Genomic DNA, 21,942 nt, shown 5'->3' with positions numbered 1-21,942 from the left:
GCGCGGCGTTAGGGTGACCACACGGTGTTTTTCAGTTGTCCAGTCGGACAGCGACGGAATCAGCAGTGAGGAGGGCCCCCAAATGATCCTGGTTCGTCAAGAGATCGGCGAAGTCCTGCGTGACCTCCGCCAGCAGAAGGGGCGCACCCTCCGCCAGGTCGCCAGCCGGGCGAGCGTTGCTCTGGGCTACCTCAGCGAGGTCGAGCGCGGTCAGAAAGAGGCGTCGAGCGAGATCCTCGCCTCCGTCGCCGAAGCGCTCGATGTTCCGATCTCCACCATCATGCGTCAGGTCGGCGATCGTCTCTCGGTCCTCGAGGGCCTGCAGACCTTCCCCGACGTGGTTCCCGACGAACTCGTCGCCTCGGTCGAGCCCGAGCTCTCGCTGCGCTGAGTCGGCGCCGCCCATGCGTCGCAGTGAGTTCGATCGCGCCGTCTCCGACGAGTTCGGGGCGCGCGGAGGGTCGCTTCTGACCGACCTCGTGTTGTCGGCCGTGGGGGGACGCACCAGCACCGACGCCCTCGCCGCCGGCGTCGACCCCCGCGACGTGTGGCTCGCCCTGTGCGAAGAGACCGACGTTCCCCGCGAACGGCGCTACGGCGTCGGCCGGCTCGAACCCCGACGTTCGTGAGCGAAACGCCCGACCCGCCGGTGTTCGGTTCTCGGCTGGTTCGCGTCGGCGTGTCATCGAATCTTCGTTCGATTCCGTCGTAGGCTTCTTCACAACAGGGTTTCTGTCGCGTTCATCCCCATTTCGAGGGGTCTCCGGAGTCAATGTCGGAGGTCCTCCCTAACGTGGTCAACGTCGAACGACACTCTGAACGCCTTGTCGTGTGATCCCACCGTCGGTGGGGGCGCGACAGCCTATAGGCGACCGGAACGCGAGAGAAAGAAGACGTCATGCCCTCACCTGCAGAGCGCGAAAAGGCCCTCGAGTCGGCGCTTGCCCAGATCGATCGGCAGTTCGGAAAGGGCTCGGTCATGCGACTGGGCAGCGACGAGCGCGCGCCCATCGAGACCATCCCCACCGGTTCCGTCGCCCTTGACGTCGCCCTCGGCATCGGTGGGCTGCCCCGCGGCCGCATCATCGAGATCTACGGCCCCGAGTCGTCCGGAAAGACGACTCTGACGCTGCACGCGATCGCCAATGCGCAGCGCGCGGGCGGTATCGCCGCCTTCATCGACGCCGAGCACGCTCTCGACCCCGAATACGCCAAGAAGCTCGGCGTCGACATCGACGCCCTCCTGGTGTCGCAGCCCGACACGGGCGAGCAGGCGCTCGAGATCGCCGACATGCTGATCCGCTCCGGAGCGATCGACCTCGTGGTCATCGACTCGGTTGCGGCGCTCGTTCCCGAGGCCGAGATCAAGGGCGAGATGGGCGACTCTCACGTCGGCCTGCAGGCCCGCCTCATGTCGCAGGCCCTCCGAAAGCTCACCGGTGGCCTGAGCAACACCAAGACGACGGCGATCTTCATCAACCAGCTGCGCGAGAAGATCGGTGTCTTCTTCGGTTCGCCCGAGACCACCGCCGGTGGAAAGGCGTTGAAGTTCTACGCGTCGGTGCGCCTCGACATCCGTCGCATCGAAACGCTGAAGGACGGCACCGAGGCCGTCGGAAACCGTACGCGCGTCAAGGTCGTCAAGAACAAGATGGCGCCGCCGTTCAAGCAGGCCGAGTTCGACATCCTCTACGGCGTCGGTATCTCGCGCGAAGGAAGCCTCATCGACTTCGGCGTGGAGCACGCTATCGTCAAGAAGTCGGGCGCGTGGTACACCTACGAGGGCGAACAGCTCGGCCAGGGCAAAGAGAACGCGCGCAACTTCCTCATCAAGAACCCCGACATCGCGGCCGAGATCGAGAACAAGATCAAAACCAAGATGGGCATCGGTGTGGCTCCGGTCGCCACCGAGACGGAAGACGAACTGGCTGCACGCCGCCCGGCCTGATGACAGACGATCAGCGAAGCGGGGGTCGTCGCCCGTCCGGTGCGACCGGCGACGACCTTGCTCCCGTCATTCCCCTGTTCGGCGGTTCCCGCAGCGCGTCGGCGCAAGATCTCGGCTCCTCTGGTGTGCGCTCATCGCAGCGTGACGACGTCCGGGATCGGTCGTCAGGCGTGTCGGTCATTCGTGCCTTCGTCGACGTTTCCGACATCGCCGACTCCTCCAGCTCCCTCGACGAATCCGTCGAGACGGACGAGGAAGTCCGCGAGAGGGCCGAGGCAGCGTTGCTGCGCAAGCTCCGATCCCGCTCCCTCTCTCTCGCCGAGGCTCGCACCGTGCTACGCGGTGTCGAGGGGGCGGACGAGATCGTGATCGAAGAAGCCATCGAGCACTTCGTCGACCTCGGCTACCTCGACGACGCCGCCTTCGCCGATCAACTGGTGATGTCGGCCGTCGAACGTCGGGGCGAGGGGCGCCGCGCGGTCGCCGAGACCCTGCGGAAGCGTGGAATCCCGAGAGACGTCGCTGATGCGGCCCTCGAAGCCCTCCCCGACGACGACGCTGAGCGTGCGCTGGAGTTCGCCCGCTCCAAGGCGCGTTCCGTCGGCGGCAAAGACGACGAGGCGTCGCTCCGGCGCCTGGCCGGCCAGCTCGCTCGGCGAGGCTATCCGTCGTCCGTGGCCCTCACGGCGGCACGGACCGCGCTGCGTGAGGTCGGGATCGGGGCCGGGCGTTCCCGACCCGGTCCGCGTCCGATGCCGGGCGTGCGCTTCACCCCCGACGAGTAGAAGCTGCACGCGTCGACCCACGGTCGGCGAACGGGGGTGCGTCCGACAGGGCTCCGACCGATTGGTGCAGTGGGCGGGACTTACCGTTTGCCCGCTCGAGCCCGGAGAATTCGGCGCAGCGGGCGGGGGTCACGTTCTGCCCGCCCGAGCCCGGAGAATCCGGCGCAGCGGGCGGGACTCACCGTCCGACGTCCCGCCCCGACCGGTCGGCGCGGCGTGCGGGCGTCACCGTCTGCTCGCCCGAGCCCCGAGGCGGGGATCGTCGGCGATGCGCCCCTCCGCGATCAGGCGCCCCAGCTCGCGACGGGTGGCAGCCCCGACCTTCATCCTCGCCTGATAGACGTGCGACTCGACCGTGCGGATCGATAGGAACAACCGCGTGGCGATCTCGCGATTCGTCAGCCCCTCGTGGGCCATCAGAGCGATCTCGCGCTCGCGGGGCGTCAGCTCCTCCGGGTGCTCGTGGGTCGCCGAGCGCGACGCGGAGTCGGAGGCCTCGTCGTGCGCGCCGGTGCCGCCGGAACTCTCACCCGACCACAGGGCGTGGAGGCGCAGGTCGTCGACGGGGAGTTGACCCTCTTCCGGGGTCCGGGCGGACACACGGCGCACCGCTTCGCTGGAGAGCGGGAGGTCGGTGACGGCCGCGAGTTGCACGAGCTCGTCGATCTCCTCGGCCGTGGCGGCGGAGAAGGCGACGAGGCGGAACAGGTCGCGGATGCGGAACGCCGCAGCCGTGCCGCCGCGAGAGAACTCCGCCGTCGCTCGGGCGGCCTCACGCGCCTCGTTGAGACGCCCCTCCGCCGTGAGGATCGTGGTCTCGACGTACGCGATGCTGCGTCGCAGAAGTGGCGTCTGGCCCGGGCTCAGGCTGTCGATGATCGCCCGAGCCTCGTCGACGGCCCCCGCCATGGCCAACTCGTCGGCGACGCCGAGCGCGACCATGGTGCCGTCCGTCGGCGACACCGGCGTGGGACTCCGGGTCGCCGCCGTGATCAGCTCGCGCTGCGACCGCGCCGGTGACCCCTCGGCGGTGTACGAGATGGCTGCCGCGATTCCGGCGATGGTGAGATCGGCCACCTCGCCCTCGCGGGCCGTCGTGGCCAGTTCGCGCTCCAACCGGCGCTGCAGCAGGGTTCCATCAGCACCGGCGAGCTGATGACCGGCCAGCATGAACATGATCGCCGCGAGACGGTCCTTCGCGTCGATGCCCTCCGGCTGCGGTCGCGCGTCGAGGATTCTCTCGGTGGCGCGATAGTGCCGCTGGGCCACCGCCCAGCGCCCGCGAACGGCCTCCGACGTCCCCGCGGCGACGACGGCGCGAAGATGCTGAACCGGCGAAGCATCCGTCTCACCGATCGCGGTCGTGGCGGTATCGGCGGCCCTCGCCCAGTCCATGTCGGCGCCGAACTGCGCCGAGTCGGTCAGCAGGCGCTCGACGCGCGCGTCAGCACACGAGGATCCCCGAACGGCGTCGTCGGGGTCGTCGGAGTTCTCGCTCTCGACCATCGAGCGCGCGAGGCGTCGCTGGGCGTCGGGGTCGGCATCCGGCCACGAGTTCGTCACGACCCGCGTCGCGAGCGCCGCCTCCAGACGAAGCAGAGGATCGTCCACCGCGTTCAGGCCCGCCTGTGCGTACGCGGCGGCGTGCGCGGTGTCGCCGCGGTCGTTCGCGTCTCGGGCGGCATCGCGCGCGATGCGGGCGCGGATCGCCGGGGGAGTGGAGCTCTCGGCCGACGAGCCGCTGCCCTGGCGGTGCCACCGCTCGGCGATCGAGACGGCGATGGCCGGACTCCACCACACGTCCGCCTCGGCGAGCATGCGCGTGCCGGCCGCTTCGACGAGGGAGTCGACGCGCGCGCTGCCCAGTTGCCGCTGCGCTTCGGCGGCCAGCAGGTCGTTCACCGTCAGGCGGCGGTGCGCGGACGAGTCGGCGTGCATCTGTCCCCCCTCGAGCAGGGCTGCGACGCTCTCCGCGTCGAACAGGCGTGTGGCGACCGACAGTTCGAGGTGGCGCAGGCGGCGGATGCCGGCGAGGCTCTCGAGGTCTGTGCGGGGCATCTCCGCCACGTGCCGTTCGAGGGCCATGGCGAGGCGGCTCTGCCGGGCCACGTTGCGCAGCGCGGTCAGCGGGTCTTTGCCGCTGCGCGCGGCGGCGGTGGCCTCGAGGATCAGATGGCGCATCAGCGTGCGCGAGCCGTCGGCGCGCCAGACCAGACCTGCCCGTGTCGTGCTGTCGAGCAGGTGGGCGTCCGGGAAGAGGTCGATCAGCGCGAGGGCGTCGTCGTCGCTCAGCTCGCCGAGATCGACGCGACGCGCGAACCCGTCGAGCCACAGGTCGAGCATGGCGCGGCGGACCACGTCGGCGTCGTCGGGATGGTCGACCGAGCGCGCGCGCGAGGTGCGCAGGCCGATCAGGGCGGTGAGGCGGTTCGACGCGACCGCGCGGGCCAGGGCGGCCGCCGTTGCCGTGTCGAGCGCATCCACGTCGTCGAGGATGACCACGTCGCGGACGGGTTCCGCGGGGCGGCCGGTGCGCAGAGCGTCGAGCTCGGGATGACCGGTCGCGTCGAGCACCCCGAAGGGCACATCGGTGAGTGTCGCCGATGGTCGCAGGACGATCACCTGCATGCCGTGGCGCTCGAGCTCGGCAGCGACCGCTCTCAGAAGGTAGCTGCGCCCGCACCCGCGCGGGCCCGCCACCATCGTCGATCCGCCTGACCGCAGCCGCGTCGCGATCACGTGAGCGTCGCGGTCTGCTCCGATGAGACCGCGCGACCACCTTGTCGTCTGTTCCCCCCGCATACGTACTCCCCCCAGAGATAGCCCGCAGGCGGACGGGCGTTGCGTGTCCACCAAACTACCGACACCCCTGGCGGAAGGAAGTGCAGATCGCGCACCGGACTGCCCATTTCCGCCGAAAACTACTGAGAGGCCTACCTAGGTGATTCCTATGACCGGGGCTCGAACGGCCCGGTGGAGGCGGCGTTTAGACTGGCCCTCATCATGACCACCCCCGTTTCGACCCCGACTCTGATCGCGCCGTCCGCCGCCGCGCAGGGTGCCGCAGGGCCCCGTACCTACGAAGTGCGCACCTTCGGGTGCCAGATGAACGTGCACGACTCCGAGCGACTGTCGGGCTCGCTCGAGAGTGCCGGATACGTCAAGGCGGATGCCGGCACCGAAGCCGATGTCGTCGTCATCAACACCTGCGCCGTGCGCGACAACGCCGCCGGCAAGCTCTACGGAACGCTCGGCCATCTGAAGTCGCGCAAGGACGCGCGCGCCGGCATGCAGATCGCCGTCGGCGGCTGCCTCGCGCAGATGGACAAGGACGCCGTCCAGCAGAAGGCCCCGTGGGTCGACGTGGTGTTCGGCACCCACAACATGGGCTCCCTGCCCGGCATGCTCGAGCGCGCGCGTCACAACGGCGAGGCCGAGCTCGAGATCCTCGAGTCGCTCGAGATCTTCCCCTCCACCCTTCCGACCAAGCGCGACTCCATCCACAGCGGATGGGTCTCGATCTCGGTGGGGTGCAACAACACGTGCACGTTCTGCATCGTGCCCAGCCTGCGGGGCAAGGAGAAGGACCGCCGTCCCGGCGACATCCTGAACGAGATCCGCCTGCTCGTCGACGACGGGGCGATCGAGGTCACCCTCCTCGGCCAAAACGTCAACTCGTACGGCGTCGAGTTCGGCGACCGCCTCGCGTTCGGCAAGCTGCTGCGCGCCGCGGGCGAGATCGAGGGGCTCGAACGCATTCGCTTCACGAGCCCCCACCCCGCCGCCTTCACCGACGACGTGATCGCCGCGATGGCCGAGACCCCGGCGGTCATGCCGCAGCTGCACATGCCCCTGCAGTCGGGCTCCGACCGCATCCTCAGGGCGATGCGCCGCTCGTACCGCAGCGAGAAGTTCCTCGGCATCCTCGATCGGGTGCGCGAGCGGATCCCGAACGCCGCGATCACGACCGACATCATCGTCGGCTTCCCCGGTGAGACCGAGGAGGACTTCCAAGAGACCCTGCGGGTCGTCGAGGCCTCGCGTTTCTCGAGCGCCTTCACGTTCCAGTACTCGATCCGCGAGGGGACTCCCGCGGCGACGATGGCCGACCAGGTGCCCAAGGCCGTCGTGCAGGAGCGCTACGAGCGACTGACCGCTCTGCAGGACCGGATCGCGGCGGAAGAGAACCAGAAGCAGCTCGGTCGCACTCTCGAGGTGCTCGTCTCCGCGGGCGAAGGCAAGAAGGACGCTGAGACGCACCGCCTCACCGGACGCGCCGAAGACAACCGCCTCGTGCACTTCGAGTTGCCCGCGGGTTCGCCTGTGCCGCGCCCCGGCGACGTCGTCTCGGTGACGGTCACACACGCGGCTCCCTTCCACCTGCTCGCCGATGCGCCCGACGGCGCTCCGCTGCGCATCCGCCGCACCCGCGCGGGTGACGCGTGGGACCGTTCGCAGGCGGAGTCGTGCGGCATCCCCGCGCCGGCGGGCGAGGCCGGTGCTCCGCGCGCGGTGTCCCTCGGGCTCCCCACCCTGCGCGTCGGCGTGTGACCGCCCCGGCCCTCTGGGCCGTCGTCGGCGCCACCGGCACCGGCAAGACGGGTCTGTCGCTCGACCTCGCAGAAGCCCTGTCCGCTCGTGGGCGCGCGGCCGAGATCGTGAACGCCGACGCGATGCAGCTGTATCGCGGCATGGACATCGGAACGGCCAAGCTCCCCGAGGGGGAGCGGCGCGGCATCCGTCATCATCTCTTCGACGCCCTCGAGGTGACCGACGAGGCCGCGGTGGCCTGGTATCAGGATGCCGCGCGCACGGCGATCCGCGAGATCCACAACCGGGGCGCCGACGCGATCCTCGTCGGGGGCTCGGGGCTGTACGTCTCGAGTGTGCTGTGGGACTTCCGCTTCCCCCCGCGCGACGAGGCCGTGCGCACCGCGCTCGAACGCGAACTCGAGGAGCGCGGCCCGGGTGCGCTGTACGCGCGCCTGCGGGAGGAGGATCCGGATGCCGCGGAGCGCATCGATCCGCGCAACGGGCGTCGCGTCGTGCGCGCGCTCGAGGTGCTGGCGCAGGGCGGGCAGACGCATGGAGGGGCTCTTCCCGAGGCGCCGGAGTTCTGGCATCCGCAGACCCGGATCATCGCCACCGCGATCGATCGAACGGAGCTCGTCGGTCTTCTCGACGATCGCGTGGACGCGATGTGGGCAGCCGGCCTCGTCGGCGAGGTCGAAGCGCTCATCCCCGCCGGGATCGAGCACGGTGTCACCGCCGGTCGCGCGATCGGGTACGCACAGGCGCTGAAGCAGATCCGCGGCGAGGTCACCCGCGACGAGGCCGTCGCCGAGACCCAGGCGCTCACGCGGCGCTACGCCCGTCGCCAGGTGTCGTGGTTCCGGCGCTACGCCGAGGCCGAGTGGGTCGACGCGCGGACGGTGGATGCCGGCATCCTGGCATCCCGAACGGAGGAACGCACATGACGGTGGACATCCGCGCTTTCACGCTCGCCGACGAAGACGCCGTCGTCGCCTTGTGGGAGCAGGCGGGCCTCACGCGCCCATGGAACGACCCGCGCGCCGACATCCGTCGCAAGCTCACCGTGCAGCCGGAGCTGTTCCTCGTCGCGGTCGAGGGTGATCGGGTGGTCGGCAGCGTCATGGCGGGCTACGACGGCCACCGCGGCTGGCTGTACTACCTCGCCAGCGCGCTCACCCATCGCGGGCAGGGGATCGGGCGCCGCCTCGTGACAGAGGCCGAACGGCTGCTCGAGGCGATGGGGTGTCCCAAGGTACAGCTCATGGTGCGTCCCGACAATACCGCCGCCCGCGGCTTCTACGACGAGCTCGGCTACGAACCCTTCGACACCTGGGCGACGGGCCGGCGGCTCATCGTCGACGGGCCGGGTGGCCCCTCGTCGTCGGCCTGAGGGGCACTGCCGTCAGTCGCGGACGCTGATTCCGCGGTCGGCCGCGAGCAGGGGAGCGAGCTGCTGCAGCTGCAGCGACGAGATCGTGGCCCCGCGCAGGGCGGAAAGCCCCGCGAGACCGTCGAGATCGGCGCCGCGCAGGTCGACGTGCTGCAACGTCGCCTGCTCGACGATGAGCTGCGAGATCCGCGTGCCGGGGGCGGCGAAGCGGGTGACCTTCGACTGCCCGAGGTCGAGCTCGTCGATCGTGCAGTCGGTGAACGCGACGTCCTGCAGGTGGGCGCCGCGCAGGTTCACGAATCCGAGGCGGCAGTTGACGAAGTGCACGCCGTTCCACGTCGACTCGTAGGCCTCGACCGACCCCGAGCGGGTGCCCTCGATCTCGAGGTCGCGCCAGCTCGCCCGCGCCGCGCGCAGGATGGGAACGTCCCAGCCGCTCCAGGCCGATTCCGTCACGTTCGCGTACCGCAGCGAGACCTCGGGAGTGCGGACGCCGTCGAGACGACACAGCGCAAGGTCGGCGCTCTCGAGGTCGAGCCCATCGACGCGGAGGTCGCGGAAGGACAGCCCTTCGAGGGAGGCTCGGGGCGTCAGCTGCGACGCATCGCCCTGGTCGAGATCGTCCAACGGCGGCCGGTCGAACGACGGGGCGACGAGGGCGGCGGGGATCTTCGGCATGGGAGCTCCTGGAACGAGGGGAAGGCCGGGAAAGCCTAGCCGCCGCCCGTCCGTAGACTGGACGCATGGCGACTCTCCCGTTCACCAAGGGCCACGGCACCGGCAACGACTTCGTGGTGGTCGCCGATCCCGACGGCGAGCTCGACCTCTCCGACGCGCAGATCTCCGCGCTGTGCGACCGCCACTTCGGCATCGGGGCCGACGGCCTGCTGCGCGTGGTGCGCTCACGCGCCATCGACGAGGGGGCGGATGCCGCGGCATCCGGGGCCGAATGGTTCATGGACTACCGCAACGCCGACGGCTCGAAGGCCGAGATGTGCGGCAACGGCACGCGGGTCTTCGCGCGGTACCTGAGCGACACCGGACTCGCCTCGCTCGACGGCGGACTGCGCATCGGCACGCGTGCGGGGATCAAGACCCTGACGCGCAGCGATCGCGGTTACGAGGTCGACCTGGGTGAATTCGGGATCGAGCCGGGCGAGACGCTGGTGCGCGCGAAGGGACTGCCGGTCGCACGACCCGGCGTCGGCGTCGACGTGGGAAACCCGCACGTCGTGGTCGCGCTCTCGTCGGACGCGGAGCTCGAGGGCCTCGATCTGACCTACCAGCCGTTGCTCGATCCTTCGCCCTCGCACGGCGCGAACGTCGAGTTCGTGGTGCCCGCCGATCCGCTCGTGCGCGACGGAGTCGGAGCGATCCGTCTGCGCGTGTTCGAACGCGGTGTGGGAGAGACCCTCAGCTGCGGCACCGGCGTGGCCGCGGCTGCCCTGGCCGTCCGCCACTGGGCAGGATCCGCCGCGCCGGACTCATGGGTCGTCGACACCCCGGGCGGCACGCTCGGCGTGCGCGTCGCGAACGGACGCGTGCTGCTCTCCGGCCCGGCATCCCTCGTCTTCACCGGCGAAGTTGCCCTCGCCTGATTCCGGATGCCGGCGACCCGGCTGACCGGTTCGGCCCGAGGGGTCGTCAGGGGACGACGTCGATGAGCTCGCTCGGCGGTGAGCCGTGCTTGCGCACCCGCAGCACGCGGAATCCCTTGGCGGTCGCGGCGCGCTGCACGCTGTAGCCGGTCGGGAACGTCGCGGCGAGCCACCGCTGCAGCGAGTCGGAACCGAGGTTGCGCTGCACGACGAACCACCCGTCGCTGCGTTCGGAGAGGCGCGGGATCCAGTGCTCGAGCATGCCGTGCAGTTCGTTCTTGCCGACGCGGATGGGCGGGTTCGACCGGATGGTGCGGAACGACACGTCGTCGGGAACATCCTCAGGGCGCACCGCGTTGATGTTGGTGATGCCGAGGGACTCGGCATTGCGCCTCACGAGGTCGAGGGCACGCTCGTTGACGTCGACCGCCCACACGGTTGCATGCGGTGATGCGAGCGCCAGAGACAGCGAGATCGGACCCCATCCGCACCCCAGGTCGAGGAAGTTCCCACCGGCGGGAGGGGGAGGGGTGTTCGCGAGGAGCACGGACGTGCCGACATCCACGTGGTCGGGACTGAAGACGCCGCCCGCCGTGACCACCTTGAGCTCGCGACCGGCAAGCGTCACGCGGATGCGGCGGAGCTGCTCGGGACTCGACGGCGACGCGCTGAAGTAGTGCTCGCTCCCCATCCTCACAGGATATCCGACCGCGGCTCGCCCCGTCGGGCCGGATAAAGTGCCAGAACACGCGGGAACACCCGCGACGAAAGGAACCCATGACCGAACAGACCACACCCCCGAGCACGGACGCGTCGCCGGTGGACCCGGTGGACCGCGTGCTCTCGCGCGCCGAAGCGCATCGCGGGGTCCGGGTCTTCGGTGCGGCACAGGCTCTGCAGGACGCCACGACCGCGTATGGCGGCGACGCCGACGGCGACCAGTGGGATCGTGAGGAACGCGCCGCCCTGCGTCGCGTCGCCGGGCTTTCGACCGAGCTCGAAGACGTCACCGAGGTCGAGTACCGCCAGCTGCGCCTCGAGAACGTCGTGCTCGTCGGCGTGCACCCGCAGGGCGAGCAGACGGATGCCGAGAACTCGCTGCGCGAGCTGTCGGCCCTTGCCGAGACCGCCGGAGCCGTCGTCCTCGACGGTGTGCTGCAGCGGCGTCCGCACCCCGATCCCGCGACCTACGTCGGTCGTGGCAAGGCCGCGGAACTCCGTGACATCGTCGCCGCGGTCGGGGCCGACACCGTCATCGCCGACACCGAACTCGCCCCCAGCCAGCGCCGTGCTCTCGAAGACGTCGTCAAGGTCAAGGTGATCGACCGCACCACCGTCATCCTCGACATCTTCAGCCAGCACGCGAAGAGCCGCGAGGGCAAGGCCCAGGTCGAACTCGCGCAGCTCGAATACCTCCTCCCGCGCCTGCGCGGCTGGGGTGACTCGATGTCGCGTCAGGCCGGTGGACAGGTCGGCGCCGGCGGCGCCGGTATGGGATCGCGCGGTCCCGGTGAGACGAAGATCGAGCTCGACCGTCGTCGCATCCGCACGAAGATGGCGCTGCTGCGCAAGCAGCTTCGCGACTTCGCCCCCGCCCGCGAGGCGAAGCGCGCCGAGCGCAAGCGGCACACCATCCCTTCGGTGGCCATCGCCGGGTACACGAACGCCGGGAAATCGAGCCTGCTCAACCGCCTCACGAGTGCGGGAGTGCTCGTCGAGAACGCCTTGTTCGCGACCCTGGATGCCACGGTGCGACGTTCCGAGACGAGCGACGGTCGCGTGTACACGCTCACCGACACCGTCGGCTTCGTGCGCAACCTGCCGCACCAGCTGGTGGAGGCGTTCCGATCGACGCTCGAGGAGGTCGGCGACGCCGACGTCATCCTGCACGTGGTCGATGCCTCGCATCCCGACCCCGCTGCGCAGCTGATGACGGTGCGCGACGTGATGGGTGACGTCGACGCGAACTTCGGCCAGGAGATCGTCGTCTTCAACAAGGCCGACCTGGTGAGCGAGGACGACCGCCTCGTGCTGCGCGGCCTCGCACCGAACGCGAAGTTCGTGTCGTCGCGCACGGGTGAGGGCATCGACGAGCTGCGTGCCGCGATCGAAGACGCGCTGCCCCTGCCGGCCGTCGAGGTGCAGGCGATCGTTCCGTACGACCGCGGCGACCTCGTTTCCGCCGTGCACGAGAGCGGGCTCATCGTCGCGCAGGAGCACCGCGAGAGCGGAACGTTCATCCACGCGCACGTGGGCGCACGCCTCGCGGCCGAGCTGGCGGCGTTCCCCGCCTGATCGTTTCGCGAAGAGCCCCGCCGACCTGCGTCGGCGGGGCCCTTCGGCGTGCGGGGCGGGCGCGCCGCTCAGCTGAGCTCGATCGGCGGGACTCCGGGGGTGTCGAAGCCGAACACCGCGCCGAGGAAGCCGAGTTCGCGCTCGAGTGAGTCGATCACGGTCTCGGAACGACGGAAGCCGTGACCTTCGCCCTCGTAGAGGACGTACGCGTGCGGCACGTGGTGCGCCGCCAGCGCATCGCGGATGGCCTCGGCCTGCGAGGGCGGGACGACTCGGTCCTCGGAGCCCTGCAGGATCAGCAGGGGAACGCGGAAGAGCTCGGGGCGCCCGAGAGGGGACCGCTCGATGTAGACCGCTTCGGCCTCGGGGAGCGGGCCGATGAGCCCGTCGAGGTAGCGCGCCTCGAAGTCGTGGGTGTCTTCGGCCAGGGCGCGGGCGTCGCCCACGCCGTACCGCGAGATGCCGGCCGCGAACACGTCGGTGCGCGTCACGGCCGCCAGCACCGTCCACCCTCCCGCCGAGCCACCCGCGATCGCGATGCGCTCCGGGTCGGCGAGACCGGCGTCGGCGAGGGCGGATGCCGCCGCTGCCACGTCGTCCACGTCGACGACGCCCCACTGGCCCTTGAGGCGGTCGCGGTAGTCGCGTCCGTACCCGGTGGAGCCGCCGTAGTTGACATCGAGCACGCCGATGCCCCGGCTCGTGAAGAACGCCGTCTTGGCCGAGGGGGCCGGCCCCACGTGCGAGGTGGGTCCGCCGTGCACGAGGACGACGTAGGGCGGGCGTTCGCCCGCGGGTGCGATGACGTCGGGGTGAGTGGGCGCGTAGGCGAAGGCGTGCACCGTGCCGTGGGGGCCCTCGGTTTCGAGGGCGCGAGCCGTCGGCATCCATTCGTCACCCCACGAACCGGCCCCTCCGGTGACGAGCTGGACGTCACCGGAGTCGAGGTCGACGAGCCAGAGTCCCGAGCGGCCGTCGGCGTCGGCTCCCGAGACGAGGGCGCGGGTTCCTCGGACATCATCGACCACGGAGGTCGCGACCGAGGGCACCGCGAGAGGGCGCACACCCGACGGGGCGATCTCGACGATCTCGTCGGCTCCGTCGGTGCGGATCGCGACGATGCGGCCGTCGTCGGTCGCGCCGAACCACCGCGTGCCGAGCACCCAGAGGCCGCCGCCGGTGTCGGCATCCGCCGGGGCCACGGGCTGAGGGTCCGACCAAAGGGGGCGGCGGAACAGGTTCCAGCGCCCCTCGGGGTCGTCGGCGTAGAGCAGTTCGTCGTCGGCGATCCACACGGGCTGCAGCGGCGCGCGCTGCGGGCCCCCGGCCGCCTCTCGCACCACTCCCGTGGCGAGGTCTTTGACCGCGATCGAGGTGGCGTCCCAGGGCATGTCGGGATGGTTCCAGGAGACCCAGGCCAGGTGCGTGCCGTCGGGGGAGAGTGCCGGCTGGGCGAGGAAGTCGCTGCCGTCGGCGAGCACGTCGATCGAGCCGGAGTCGTCGGTCGCGATGGCGACGATGGCCCGCGATGGTACGCGCGCGGCGCCGTGGATCTCGCGCACGGCGAGGAGGACGCCGTGTTCGAAGCGCAGGCCGCCGTGGCGGACGGTCTCATCGGGAGCGGTCAACGCGCGCGCCTCACCGCCGGGGCGCAGGGCGTAGACCCGCTGGTCGGTCTTCTCGACGTAGTACAGCTCTGCGTCGTCGGACGCCGTCCAGGCGCCTCCGCCGTACTCGTGAACCCCAGAGCGCGCGTTGGCAGGTGCGGGCAGGACGGTCTCGATCGAACCGTCCGCGCGCGTGCGCTTGACCGCCACGCGCCCCGCCTCGCTCGGCACGGACTCGCCCCACCACACCTCGTCGCCCACGAGGAGGGCGCCGTCGATGCGCGGCGACGACTGCGCGACGGATTCGGGCGTGATCGGCGAGGGCCAGGAACCGTAGGGGAGGGTGTCAGCCATGACTCCACCCTAGGCAGGGCTTCCGACATCCGCGGATGCCGTCATCCGGGAACGGACCGTCAACCGCCCAAAGACCGTTTCGCGACGCCGAGTCCCGAGACCCAGTCGCGGATGACCTGCTTCTGGGCCTGGTCGCAGCTGTATCCGTAGCCGACGCTGACCTCCCAGTAGGAGAGATCGTCGACGGGGACCTCGTGCTCGAGCGACCATCCGTCGAGGAACGTCAGGGCGTAGCAATCGGCCATCGTCTCCGAATCGCCGTCGAAAGCCGTGAGCGCCAGATTCGTGGCCCGGGGATTGGTGAACTGCAGGACGTGCGCGTACTCGTGGTAGGCGACGCCGGTGCGGATCCAATCGGTCATCTTCGGGTCGGCCCGTGTGGAGCTCGCCACGCGCACCTCGAACGGATCGGTGCTCGCGACGCAGGCCAGGGCATCCGCCCCGCAGTCCGCGGCGATGTCGGCGAAGGTCGTCGAGACCCAGCCGGCCCCGAGACGGTCGAGCGCCGCCTCCCAAGGGGACGACGAGGTGTTGGTCGCCACGCGCGACCGGGCCGCCTCGGTCTCGTACGTCAGACTCGCGGTCAGGGCGGCGATCTCGTTGGCGTCTCGTCGGAGGCCCGCGGCGTCCCAGCGGTGCGCCCAGGCGTCGTCGACGATCGTCTCGACCCGGTCCCACGGCACGAGCGAGTCGTAGGGCAGCCCGACGAGAGGGTCGACGGCGTCCAACAGGCCCGAGACCGCGGCGCCGAACTCTTCTTTCCGTTCGATCAGGTCGCGCTGTTCCTCGAGCCGCCGATCCTGCTCCGTGATGCGGTTCTGCTGTCGCTCGATCTGCTCGGAGGCGCTGTCGAGACGCATGATGACCCAGACGAAGGCGATGCCGGCCGCCAAGACCACGACGGCCAGGACGACGCTCAGCACGATCGTGCTCGTGCGGGGTCGGCTGCTCGGCGACGGCGCAAGCGGCGCGATCGGTCGCGAGGACGCCTCCGCGTCGGCCGGCGGTGTCTCAGGCACGGACGGAACAGCAGGCGGATTCGTGGACACGGTGCTCGCTTCCTCGGGGTCTGCGCTCACGCTACTGGTCGATGACTCCGCTGCGCGATCGTCCGCCCGCGCCTTCTCGCTCCCGCGCGCGTCAGACGGCGCGGAGGACCGCGACCACGCGACCGAGGACGACGGCGTCGTCGCCCAGGATCGGTTCGAACGCGCTGTTGCGGGGGAGGAGCCACATGTGGCCGTCGCGGCGGCGGAAGGTCTTCACCGTGGCTTCTCCGTCGAGCATCGCCGCGACGATCTCGCCGTTCTCGGCGTTCGCCTGCGACCGGATGACGACCCAGTCGCCGTCGCAGATGGCCGCGTCGATCATGGAGTCGCCCGAGACCTTCAGCATGAACAGCTCACCCTTGCCGACGAGCTGACGGGGGAGGGGGAAGATCTCCTCGACCTGCTGCTCGGCGGTGATCGGCACACCGGCGGCGATCCGACCGACGAGAGGCACGAGGGCGGCGTCGCCGAGCGCGGGCGCGGTGTCGGCGGGGTTCTCGGCCGCGGCGCCGGGGAGGTCGATCAGCACCTCCATCGCGCGCGTCTTGCCGGGGTCGCGTCGCAGGTAGCCGCTGAGCTCGAGCTGGTTCAGCTGGTGGGTGACGCTCGACAGCGACTTGAGGCCGACGGCGTCGCCGATCTCGCGCATGCTCGGCGGATAGCCGTGCCGGGCGATCGAACGCTGGATGACCTCGAGGATGGCGAGCTGCTTGTCGCTGAGGCTCTTGCGTCGCCGGGTCTGCGGCCGCTCGCGGCCGGCGGCGGTCGTCGCGTCGGTCATCTGTGCTCCCCTCGCGCCGCGGAAACCACGGCGGAAATTCGAATGTCGGAGGTTGGTGGTGAGGTCTCCGTGTCGAAACCGTATCCGGTGGACGACCCGAATGACACGGAGCCTCGCGCGTGTCGCGTTCGATCGGTCTCCGAGACACGGGGTGTTGACACATCAAAAGTATCGAAGATAGATTCGGAATACAGATTCGCACCACCGCCCTCCCGGCCGAGGGCGGGGTGCGAATCTCTCCACCAAGGAGCACACCATGAGCAGCATCGCCTTCACCGCACCGACCACCCGCCTGCGCATCACCGCTCGCGGGCGCCGCGTCGTCGCTTTCCTCGTCGCCCTTCCTCTCGCCATCGCGCTCGGCGTCGCGATCGTCGGCGGCGGGTCCGCGCTCGCATCCGGCGAGGCCGGCGCCCCCGCCGGTTCGTTCGCCGAAGTGACCGTCATGAGCGGCGACACGCTGTGGTCGATCGCCGAAGACCTGGCGCCGGCGGCAGACCCGCGCGATGTCGTCGCCGAGATCACGCGCCTCAACGCCCTCTCGGGCGGAAACGTCACGGCAGGACAGCGCATCGCCATCCCGGCCGCCTACGCCCCCGTCGGCTGACTCGCGAGCTCTCGCCGCGAGTTGCGGCCGTGATCCACAGCCGTCGCCGCCGCCTACCATGGGTGAGGTGACTGTGCGCCTTGACGACCTGCCTCTCCGCGACGATCTCCGGGGTATGACCCCGTACGGGGCGCCGCAGGCGGCTCTGCCCGTCGCGCTCAACGTCAACGAGAACACTCACCCGGTTCCCCAAGAGGTCGCCGACGACATCCTCGATGCCATCGCCCGGGCCCTGCGCGACGTCAACCGCTACCCCGACCGAGAGTTCACCGGTCTGCGAGAGGCCTTCGCCGGTTACCTGGGTCACGGGCTGTCCCCCGACCAGATCTGGGCGGCCAACGGCTCGAACGAAGTTCTGCAGCACATCCTGCAGGCGTTCGGCGGACCGGGCCGCACCGCGATGGGCTTCGCCCCGACGTACTCGATGTACCCGATCCTGACGCGGGCGACCGGCGCCTCCTGGATCGCGGGCGAGCGCGAGCACGACTTCTCGCTCACCGCCGAGTCGGCCGCCGCGCAGGTGCGCGAGCGCCGCCCCGACATCGTCTTCCTGTGCGCTCCGAACAACCCCACCGGGACTCCTCTTCGCCTCGACGTCGTCGAGGCCGTCTACGAAGCCACCGACGGCATCGTCATCGTCGACGAGGCGTACGAGGAGTTCGCGCCCCGCGACGAGCCCTCCGCGGTCTCGCTGCTGCCCGGGCGCCCTCGCCTGGTCGTCTCACGCACGATGAGCAAGGCCTTCGCCTTCGCCGGGGCGCGCGTGGGCTACCTCGCCGCCGACCCCGCGCTCGTCGACGCCCTGCGCCTCGTCCGCCTGCCCTACCACCTCAGTGCGCTCACGCAGGCGGCGGCGACCGCCGCCCTCGCGCACGCTGACACGATGCTGTCGATGGTCGACGAGATCGTCGCCCAGCGCGACCGGATCTCGGCCACCGTGGCCGCCCTCGGCTACACCGCCCACGAGTCGTGGACGAACTTCGTGCTGTTCGGCGGGGTCGACGACCCCGCCGCTACATGGAAGGCCCTGTACGACCGCGGAGTGCTGATCCGCGACGTCGGCATCGCGCACCACCTGCGTGTGACGGCGGGCACGGCCGACGAGACCACGGCGTTCCTCGACGCACTGGCCTCGGTAGGATCGCGGTCATGACCGGCCCCGCCTCGCCCCGCACCGCCTCGATCACCCGCGAGACGAGCGAGTCTCGCGTCGAACTCGAGCTCGACCTCGACGGTCGCGGCACCAGCGACATCTCCACGAGCGTGCCGTTCTTCGACCACATGCTCACGGCGTTCGCCAAGCACTCGCTCACCGACCTGCGCGTCCGCTCGACCGGCGACACCCACATCGACGCCCACCACACCGTCGAAGACACCTCCATCGTGCTCGGTCAGGCCATCCGTCAGGCGCTCGGCGACAAGTCGGGCATCGCGCGGTACGGCGACGCCCTCGTCCCCCTCGACGAAGCGCTCGCGCAGGCCGTCGTCGACATCAGCGGGCGTCCCTACCTCGTTCACACCGGAGAGCCCGTCGGGTTCGAGCACCACCTCATCGGCGGTCACTTCACCGGATCGCTCGTGCGGCACTCGTTCGAGGCGATCTCGACCCACGCCGGTCTGACGGTGCACGTGCGCGTCCTGGGCGGACGCGACCCCCACCACATCGCCGAGGCCGAGTACAAGGCGCTCGCCCGCGCCTTCCGTCAGGCGAAGGCCCTCGACCCCCTGGTCGACGGCATCCCCAGCACCAAGGGAGCGTTGTGACCTCGAAGCCCGTCGTCGCGGTCCTGGATTACGGGTCGGGCAACGTCCACTCGGCGGTCAAGGCGCTGGTCGAGGCCGGGGCGGACGCCCGCCTAACGTCCGACCGTTCGCTCCTCCTCGACGCCGACGGGCTGCTCGTGCCGGGAGTCGGTGCGTTCAGCGCCGTCATGGGCGCGCTCAACGCCAGCCGCGGCGGAGAGATCATCGACCGACGCCTCGCGGGAGGTCGGCCGGTGCTCGGCATCTGCGTCGGCATGCAGGTGATGTTCGACCGCGGCATCGAGCGCGGCACCGACACCCCGGGTCTGGGGGAGTGGCCCGGTACCGTCGGCGAGCTCGCCGCACCGGTCCTGCCGCACATGGGCTGGAACACCGTCACCGCCGGCGAAGGCTCGCGCCTGTTCGAGGGCATCGAGAACGAACGGTTCTACTTCGTGCACTCCTATGCCGCGCAGGAGTGGTCGCTCGAGGTCACCCCGCCCTTTCCTCAGCCCTCGGTCACCTGGTGCACCTACGGTGCGCCGTTCATCGCCGCCGTCGAGAACGGGCCGCTGGCAGCGACGCAGTTCCACCCCGAGAAGTCGGGCGAAGCCGGCATCCGCCTGCTGTCCAATTGGATCGGCGGCCTGCGCGCGACTACTGTGTGACCTCGTGCCCCGGCTCGGCGAGATGCGCCGAAGGGTGCGAGGAGCCATGAACGATTTCGCGTCCACGCCCGAACTTGTGCTGCTTCCCGCGGTCGACGTCGCCGACGGCAAGGCCGTCCGTCTGACCCAGGGTGAGGCCGGTACCGAGACCAGCTACGGCGACCCCGTCGACGCCGCCGCCGACTTCGCTCGCCAGGGTGCCCAGTGGATCCACCTGGTCGATCTCGACGCAGCTTTCGGTCGCGGCAGCAACGCCAGCGTCATGCGCAAGGTCATCAAGCAGGTCAAGGGTGTGCAGGTCGAGCTCTCCGGCGGCATCCGCGACGACCGTTCGCTCGAAGCCGCTCTCGAGAGCGGTGCGAGCCGCATCAACCTCGGAACCGCAGCTCTCGAGAACCCCGAGTGGGCGGCCGACGTCATCAACCGCTACGGCGAGGCGATCGCGGTCGGCCTCGACGTGCGCGGCACCACGCTCGCCGCACGCGGGTGGACCCGCGACGGCGGCGACCTGTGGACCGTGCTCCAGCGCCTCGAAGACGCCGGATGCAGCCGCTACGTCGTCACCGACGTGACCAAGGACGGCACGCTGCGCGGACCCAACATCGAACTGCTGCGCGAGATGACCCAGCGCACGCCCAAGCCGATCGTCGCTTCGGGTGGCGTCTCGAGCCTCGACGACATCGCCGCGCTGCGCGAGCTGGTGCCGCTCGGCGTCGAGGGCGCGATCGTCGGCAAGGCTCTCTACGCGGGGCAGTTCACCCTCGCCGAGGCGCTGGATGTCGCCGGACACTGACGATCCGCACGACCACGCCCACGGCGTCCACGCGGATTCCGCCGGCGTCCCGTGGGAAGGCCGCCGATTCGAGTCGAACCCGCACTCCGGTGACGACGGATCCGCCGATCCGGCCCTGCTCTCCGCTCTCCTCGCGTTCCGTGCGGGCGAGGGTGATGCGCGTGCGATCGTCGACGCCTACCGCACGGCGCGTCTGCTGATCCCGCTGGTCGCTGAAAAGGGCGATCACGGCGTCGGTGCGCACGGCCTCGAGGTCGACAAGACGCAGGAGCTCTCGATCGTCACGGTCGCCGCTCCCGACGGTCGCAAGGTGCTCCCCGTGTTCACGTCGGTGACGGCGCTGCAGACCTGGGACGCCAAGGCGCGCCCCGTGCCGGCGGACGGTCGGCGCACGGCTCTCGCTGCGGCATCCGAAGACACCGAGCTCATCGTGATCGACCCGGCGTCCGAGACGGAGTTCGTCCTGCGTCGACCCTCCGTGTGGGCCATCGCCCAGGATGAGCCGTGGGAGCCGGCGCACACGTCGCCGACCATCTTCACGGGTCTGCACGAGAGCATCTCGGGCGAGCTGGCGGTGCTCGATCTCGCGGTGGAGTCGGGCGATCCCACCGGACGCCTGCGCGGACCGGAGCTCGTCGTTCACCTCCAGCTGATGTCGGGGCTCGAGCAGGAGGAACTGGATGCCGTGCTCGCACGCCTCGCGCGTCGGTGGGCGGCCGATGACCGCATCGCCGTCCTCGTCGACTCCCTGACGGTCAAGCTTCACCGCAGCAGCGAGGTCTGACCGCGCAGCAGGTCTCGTTCCCGGCCTCGCCCGCTCGGGTCGAGCCCGCACGGCGGCGTCGAGCCACGCGCGATAGCGCTGCGGCACCCCGGTCCCTTCGGCGGGCTCAGGGACCTCCCGCCGTCCCATACCCCGCGGGTGTCACGGAAGAGGTGGCCTGCGGAGGACAGGGCGCAGTGATGCCCCCTTCCCAAGGCAATCGGGGAAGGGGTCAGCTCCTGTACCCCGCGGGTGTCACGGAAGAGGTGGCCTGCGGAGGACAGGGCGCAGTGATGCCCCCTTCCCAAGGCAATCGGGGTAGGGGCCCCGCTCTTGCCTTGGGAAGGGGGCATCACGGAGCCCTGTACCCCCCCCAGAACGACAGAACTACGTGACGGGACCCGTCCACTTCTCGCCCGGCCCCTTACCGATCGGGTCCTGGATCGTCGAGGCCTCGCGGAACGCGAGCTGCAGGGAGCGCAGGCCGTCGCGCAGCGAGCGCGCGTGCATGTCGCTGATCTCGGGGGCTCCGGCGGTGATGAGTCCGGCGAGGGCGTTGATGAGCTTGCGGGCCTCGTCGAGGTCGAGCTGCTGGCCCGGGTCGTCGGCCAGGCCGGTCTTGACGGCTGCAGCGCTCATGAGGTGAACGGCGGCCGTGGTGATGACCTCGACGGCGGGGACGTCGGCGATGTCGCGGGTGGCGGAGGACGCCGCGCGCTCCTGTTCCTCCCACCGGGCGAGACGCTCATCTTCTGCTCCGTGGCGGTGCGCGGAGTGGTCGTCGGTGGGCATGTCGGGGGGAATCGTGGTCACGGGGTTCTCTCTGCTAGACTATGGCGGGCTTCGGAGTGTTTCACTCCGTACGAAAGAGGATCACATCCCACCCGCGCTTGCCGCTCCAGGCTACCGGGTTCCCGCACTCCGCTCCGTGTTGCACGGGGTTGCCTGGGTGCAGAAGCCGGTGCCGAAAGCACTGTGCCGGGTGGCGTGTCTCTCCTCTTCGCCCGCGATTCCGACGGATCGCGGCG

At 70.2% G+C, this 21,942-nt stretch carries 22 protein-coding genes; 15 read left to right on the top strand and 7 right to left on the bottom strand.

What is annotated here, in order from left to right:
- The first annotated feature begins 82 nt into the window (after nucleotides 1-82).
- From M3667_RS01190 to M3667_RS01175, 4 genes are all read left to right on the top strand, one after another.
- Entirely contained in the window at nucleotides 83-391 is a 309-nt protein-coding gene (locus tag M3667_RS01190) for a helix-turn-helix domain-containing protein (protein ID WP_055957830.1), read from the top strand.
- A gap of 13 nt (nucleotides 392-404) precedes the next feature.
- Nucleotides 405-629, top strand: a complete 225-nt coding sequence (locus tag M3667_RS01185) for a DUF3046 domain-containing protein (protein WP_251503959.1) — start codon at nucleotides 405-407, stop codon at nucleotides 627-629.
- 269 nt (nucleotides 630-898) lie between these two features.
- Nucleotides 899-1,948 carry a recombinase RecA gene (recA, locus tag M3667_RS01180; RefSeq protein ID WP_251503956.1) on the top strand — a complete coding sequence of 350 codons (1,050 nt, stop codon included), beginning with the start codon at nucleotides 899-901 and terminating at the stop codon, nucleotides 1,946-1,948.
- Between the two features lie 170 nt (nucleotides 1,949-2,118).
- Nucleotides 2,119-2,733, top strand: coding sequence for a regulatory protein RecX (locus M3667_RS01175; protein ID WP_251503953.1), 615 nt, complete (start codon nucleotides 2,119-2,121; stop codon nucleotides 2,731-2,733).
- A 225-nt stretch (nucleotides 2,734-2,958) separates the two neighbouring features.
- Here M3667_RS01175 and M3667_RS01170 read toward each other — a convergent pair whose 3' ends face one another.
- The gene (locus M3667_RS01170) at nucleotides 2,959-5,436 is read right to left on the bottom strand and encodes a LuxR C-terminal-related transcriptional regulator (protein ID WP_251503950.1); all 2,478 of its coding nucleotides are present in this window, start codon (nucleotides 5,434-5,436) and stop codon (nucleotides 2,959-2,961) included.
- A 300-nt stretch (nucleotides 5,437-5,736) separates the two neighbouring features.
- Here M3667_RS01170 and miaB point away from each other — a divergent pair, with 300 nt between their 5' ends.
- From miaB to M3667_RS01155, 3 genes are read left to right on the top strand one after another with little or no spacing between them, the layout of a single operon-like run.
- Nucleotides 5,737-7,284, top strand: coding sequence for a tRNA (N6-isopentenyl adenosine(37)-C2)-methylthiotransferase MiaB (gene miaB / locus M3667_RS01165; protein ID WP_251503946.1), 1,548 nt, complete (start codon nucleotides 5,737-5,739; stop codon nucleotides 7,282-7,284).
- Nucleotides 7,281-8,210, top strand: a complete 930-nt coding sequence (gene miaA, locus M3667_RS01160; protein ID WP_251503942.1) for a tRNA (adenosine(37)-N6)-dimethylallyltransferase MiaA — start codon at nucleotides 7,281-7,283, stop codon at nucleotides 8,208-8,210. Before miaB ends, miaA begins: the two co-directional genes overlap by 4 nt.
- Nucleotides 8,207-8,656: a GNAT family acetyltransferase gene (locus M3667_RS01155; protein WP_251503939.1), complete on the top strand. Its 450-nt coding sequence runs from the start codon at nucleotides 8,207-8,209 to the stop codon at nucleotides 8,654-8,656. Before miaA ends, M3667_RS01155 begins: the two co-directional genes overlap by 4 nt.
- Nucleotides 8,657-8,668: 12 nt before the next feature.
- Here the strand turns inward: M3667_RS01155 and M3667_RS01150 are convergent, their stop codons facing one another.
- On the bottom strand, nucleotides 8,669-9,334 hold the full coding sequence (locus M3667_RS01150; RefSeq protein ID WP_251503936.1) for a pentapeptide repeat-containing protein: 666 nt from the start codon (nucleotides 9,332-9,334) through the stop codon (nucleotides 8,669-8,671).
- 65 nt (nucleotides 9,335-9,399) lie between these two features.
- Here M3667_RS01150 and dapF point away from each other — a divergent pair, with 65 nt between their 5' ends.
- The gene (dapF, locus tag M3667_RS01145; protein WP_251503933.1) at nucleotides 9,400-10,254 is read left to right on the top strand and encodes a diaminopimelate epimerase; all 855 of its coding nucleotides are present in this window, start codon (nucleotides 9,400-9,402) and stop codon (nucleotides 10,252-10,254) included.
- 46 nt (nucleotides 10,255-10,300) lie between these two features.
- Here the strand turns inward: dapF and M3667_RS01140 are convergent, their stop codons facing one another.
- Complete coding sequence (locus M3667_RS01140; RefSeq protein WP_251503930.1) at nucleotides 10,301-10,945, bottom strand: class I SAM-dependent methyltransferase; 645 nt, start codon at nucleotides 10,943-10,945, stop codon at nucleotides 10,301-10,303.
- 86 nt (nucleotides 10,946-11,031) lie between these two features.
- On the opposite strand from M3667_RS01140, the gene hflX reads away from it, so the two are divergent.
- The gene (gene hflX / locus M3667_RS01135; RefSeq protein WP_251503927.1) at nucleotides 11,032-12,549 is read left to right on the top strand and encodes a GTPase HflX; all 1,518 of its coding nucleotides are present in this window, start codon (nucleotides 11,032-11,034) and stop codon (nucleotides 12,547-12,549) included.
- 68 nt (nucleotides 12,550-12,617) lie between these two features.
- Here the strand turns inward: hflX and M3667_RS01130 are convergent, their stop codons facing one another.
- From M3667_RS01130 to lexA, 3 genes are all read right to left on the bottom strand, one after another.
- Nucleotides 12,618-14,510, bottom strand: coding sequence for a prolyl oligopeptidase family serine peptidase (locus tag M3667_RS01130; RefSeq protein WP_251503924.1), 1,893 nt, complete (start codon nucleotides 14,508-14,510; stop codon nucleotides 12,618-12,620).
- 59 nt (nucleotides 14,511-14,569) lie between these two features.
- The gene (locus tag M3667_RS01125) at nucleotides 14,570-15,433 is read right to left on the bottom strand and encodes a hypothetical protein (protein WP_251503921.1); all 864 of its coding nucleotides are present in this window, start codon (nucleotides 15,431-15,433) and stop codon (nucleotides 14,570-14,572) included.
- Between the two features lie 217 nt (nucleotides 15,434-15,650).
- Nucleotides 15,651-16,340, bottom strand: coding sequence for a transcriptional repressor LexA (lexA, locus tag M3667_RS01120; RefSeq protein ID WP_251503918.1), 690 nt, complete (start codon nucleotides 16,338-16,340; stop codon nucleotides 15,651-15,653).
- Nucleotides 16,341-16,596: 256 nt separating this feature from the next.
- On the opposite strand from lexA, the gene M3667_RS01115 reads away from it, so the two are divergent.
- Genes M3667_RS01115 through M3667_RS01090 form a run of 6 tightly spaced genes read left to right on the top strand, consistent with a single transcriptional unit; the run spans nucleotide 16,597 to nucleotide 20,935 of the window.
- Nucleotides 16,597-16,947: a LysM peptidoglycan-binding domain-containing protein gene (locus tag M3667_RS01115; RefSeq protein WP_251503915.1), complete on the top strand. Its 351-nt coding sequence runs from the start codon at nucleotides 16,597-16,599 to the stop codon at nucleotides 16,945-16,947.
- 58 nt (nucleotides 16,948-17,005) lie between these two features.
- Nucleotides 17,006-18,100, top strand: a complete 1,095-nt coding sequence (locus M3667_RS01110; protein ID WP_251503912.1) for a histidinol-phosphate transaminase — start codon at nucleotides 17,006-17,008, stop codon at nucleotides 18,098-18,100.
- On the top strand, nucleotides 18,097-18,711 hold the full coding sequence (gene hisB, locus M3667_RS01105; protein WP_251503909.1) for an imidazoleglycerol-phosphate dehydratase HisB: 615 nt from the start codon (nucleotides 18,097-18,099) through the stop codon (nucleotides 18,709-18,711). Before M3667_RS01110 ends, hisB begins: the two co-directional genes overlap by 4 nt.
- Nucleotides 18,708-19,358 carry an imidazole glycerol phosphate synthase subunit HisH gene (hisH, locus tag M3667_RS01100; protein WP_251503905.1) on the top strand — a complete coding sequence of 217 codons (651 nt, stop codon included), beginning with the start codon at nucleotides 18,708-18,710 and terminating at the stop codon, nucleotides 19,356-19,358. Before hisB ends, hisH begins: the two co-directional genes overlap by 4 nt.
- A 46-nt stretch (nucleotides 19,359-19,404) precedes the next feature.
- A complete protein-coding gene (gene priA / locus M3667_RS01095; RefSeq protein ID WP_144828249.1) occupies nucleotides 19,405-20,151 on the top strand; it encodes a bifunctional 1-(5-phosphoribosyl)-5-((5-phosphoribosylamino)methylideneamino)imidazole-4-carboxamide isomerase/phosphoribosylanthranilate isomerase PriA in 747 nt (248 codons plus the stop codon).
- Complete coding sequence (locus M3667_RS01090) at nucleotides 20,135-20,935, top strand: SseB family protein (protein ID WP_251503902.1); 801 nt, start codon at nucleotides 20,135-20,137, stop codon at nucleotides 20,933-20,935. The genes priA and M3667_RS01090 overlap by 17 nt, the downstream gene beginning before the upstream one ends.
- 366 nt (nucleotides 20,936-21,301) lie before the next feature.
- Here M3667_RS01090 and M3667_RS01085 read toward each other — a convergent pair whose 3' ends face one another.
- Nucleotides 21,302-21,706, bottom strand: a complete 405-nt coding sequence (locus M3667_RS01085) for a DUF1844 domain-containing protein (RefSeq protein WP_154096282.1) — start codon at nucleotides 21,704-21,706, stop codon at nucleotides 21,302-21,304.
- Nucleotides 21,707-21,942: the final 236 nt, after the last annotated feature.

The organism is Microbacterium sp. P26 (assembly GCF_023712585.1).
Taxonomy (GTDB): domain Bacteria; phylum Actinomycetota; class Actinomycetes; order Actinomycetales; family Microbacteriaceae; genus Microbacterium; species Microbacterium algihabitans_A.
This window is presented reverse-complemented; position numbering and strand designations above follow the sequence as displayed.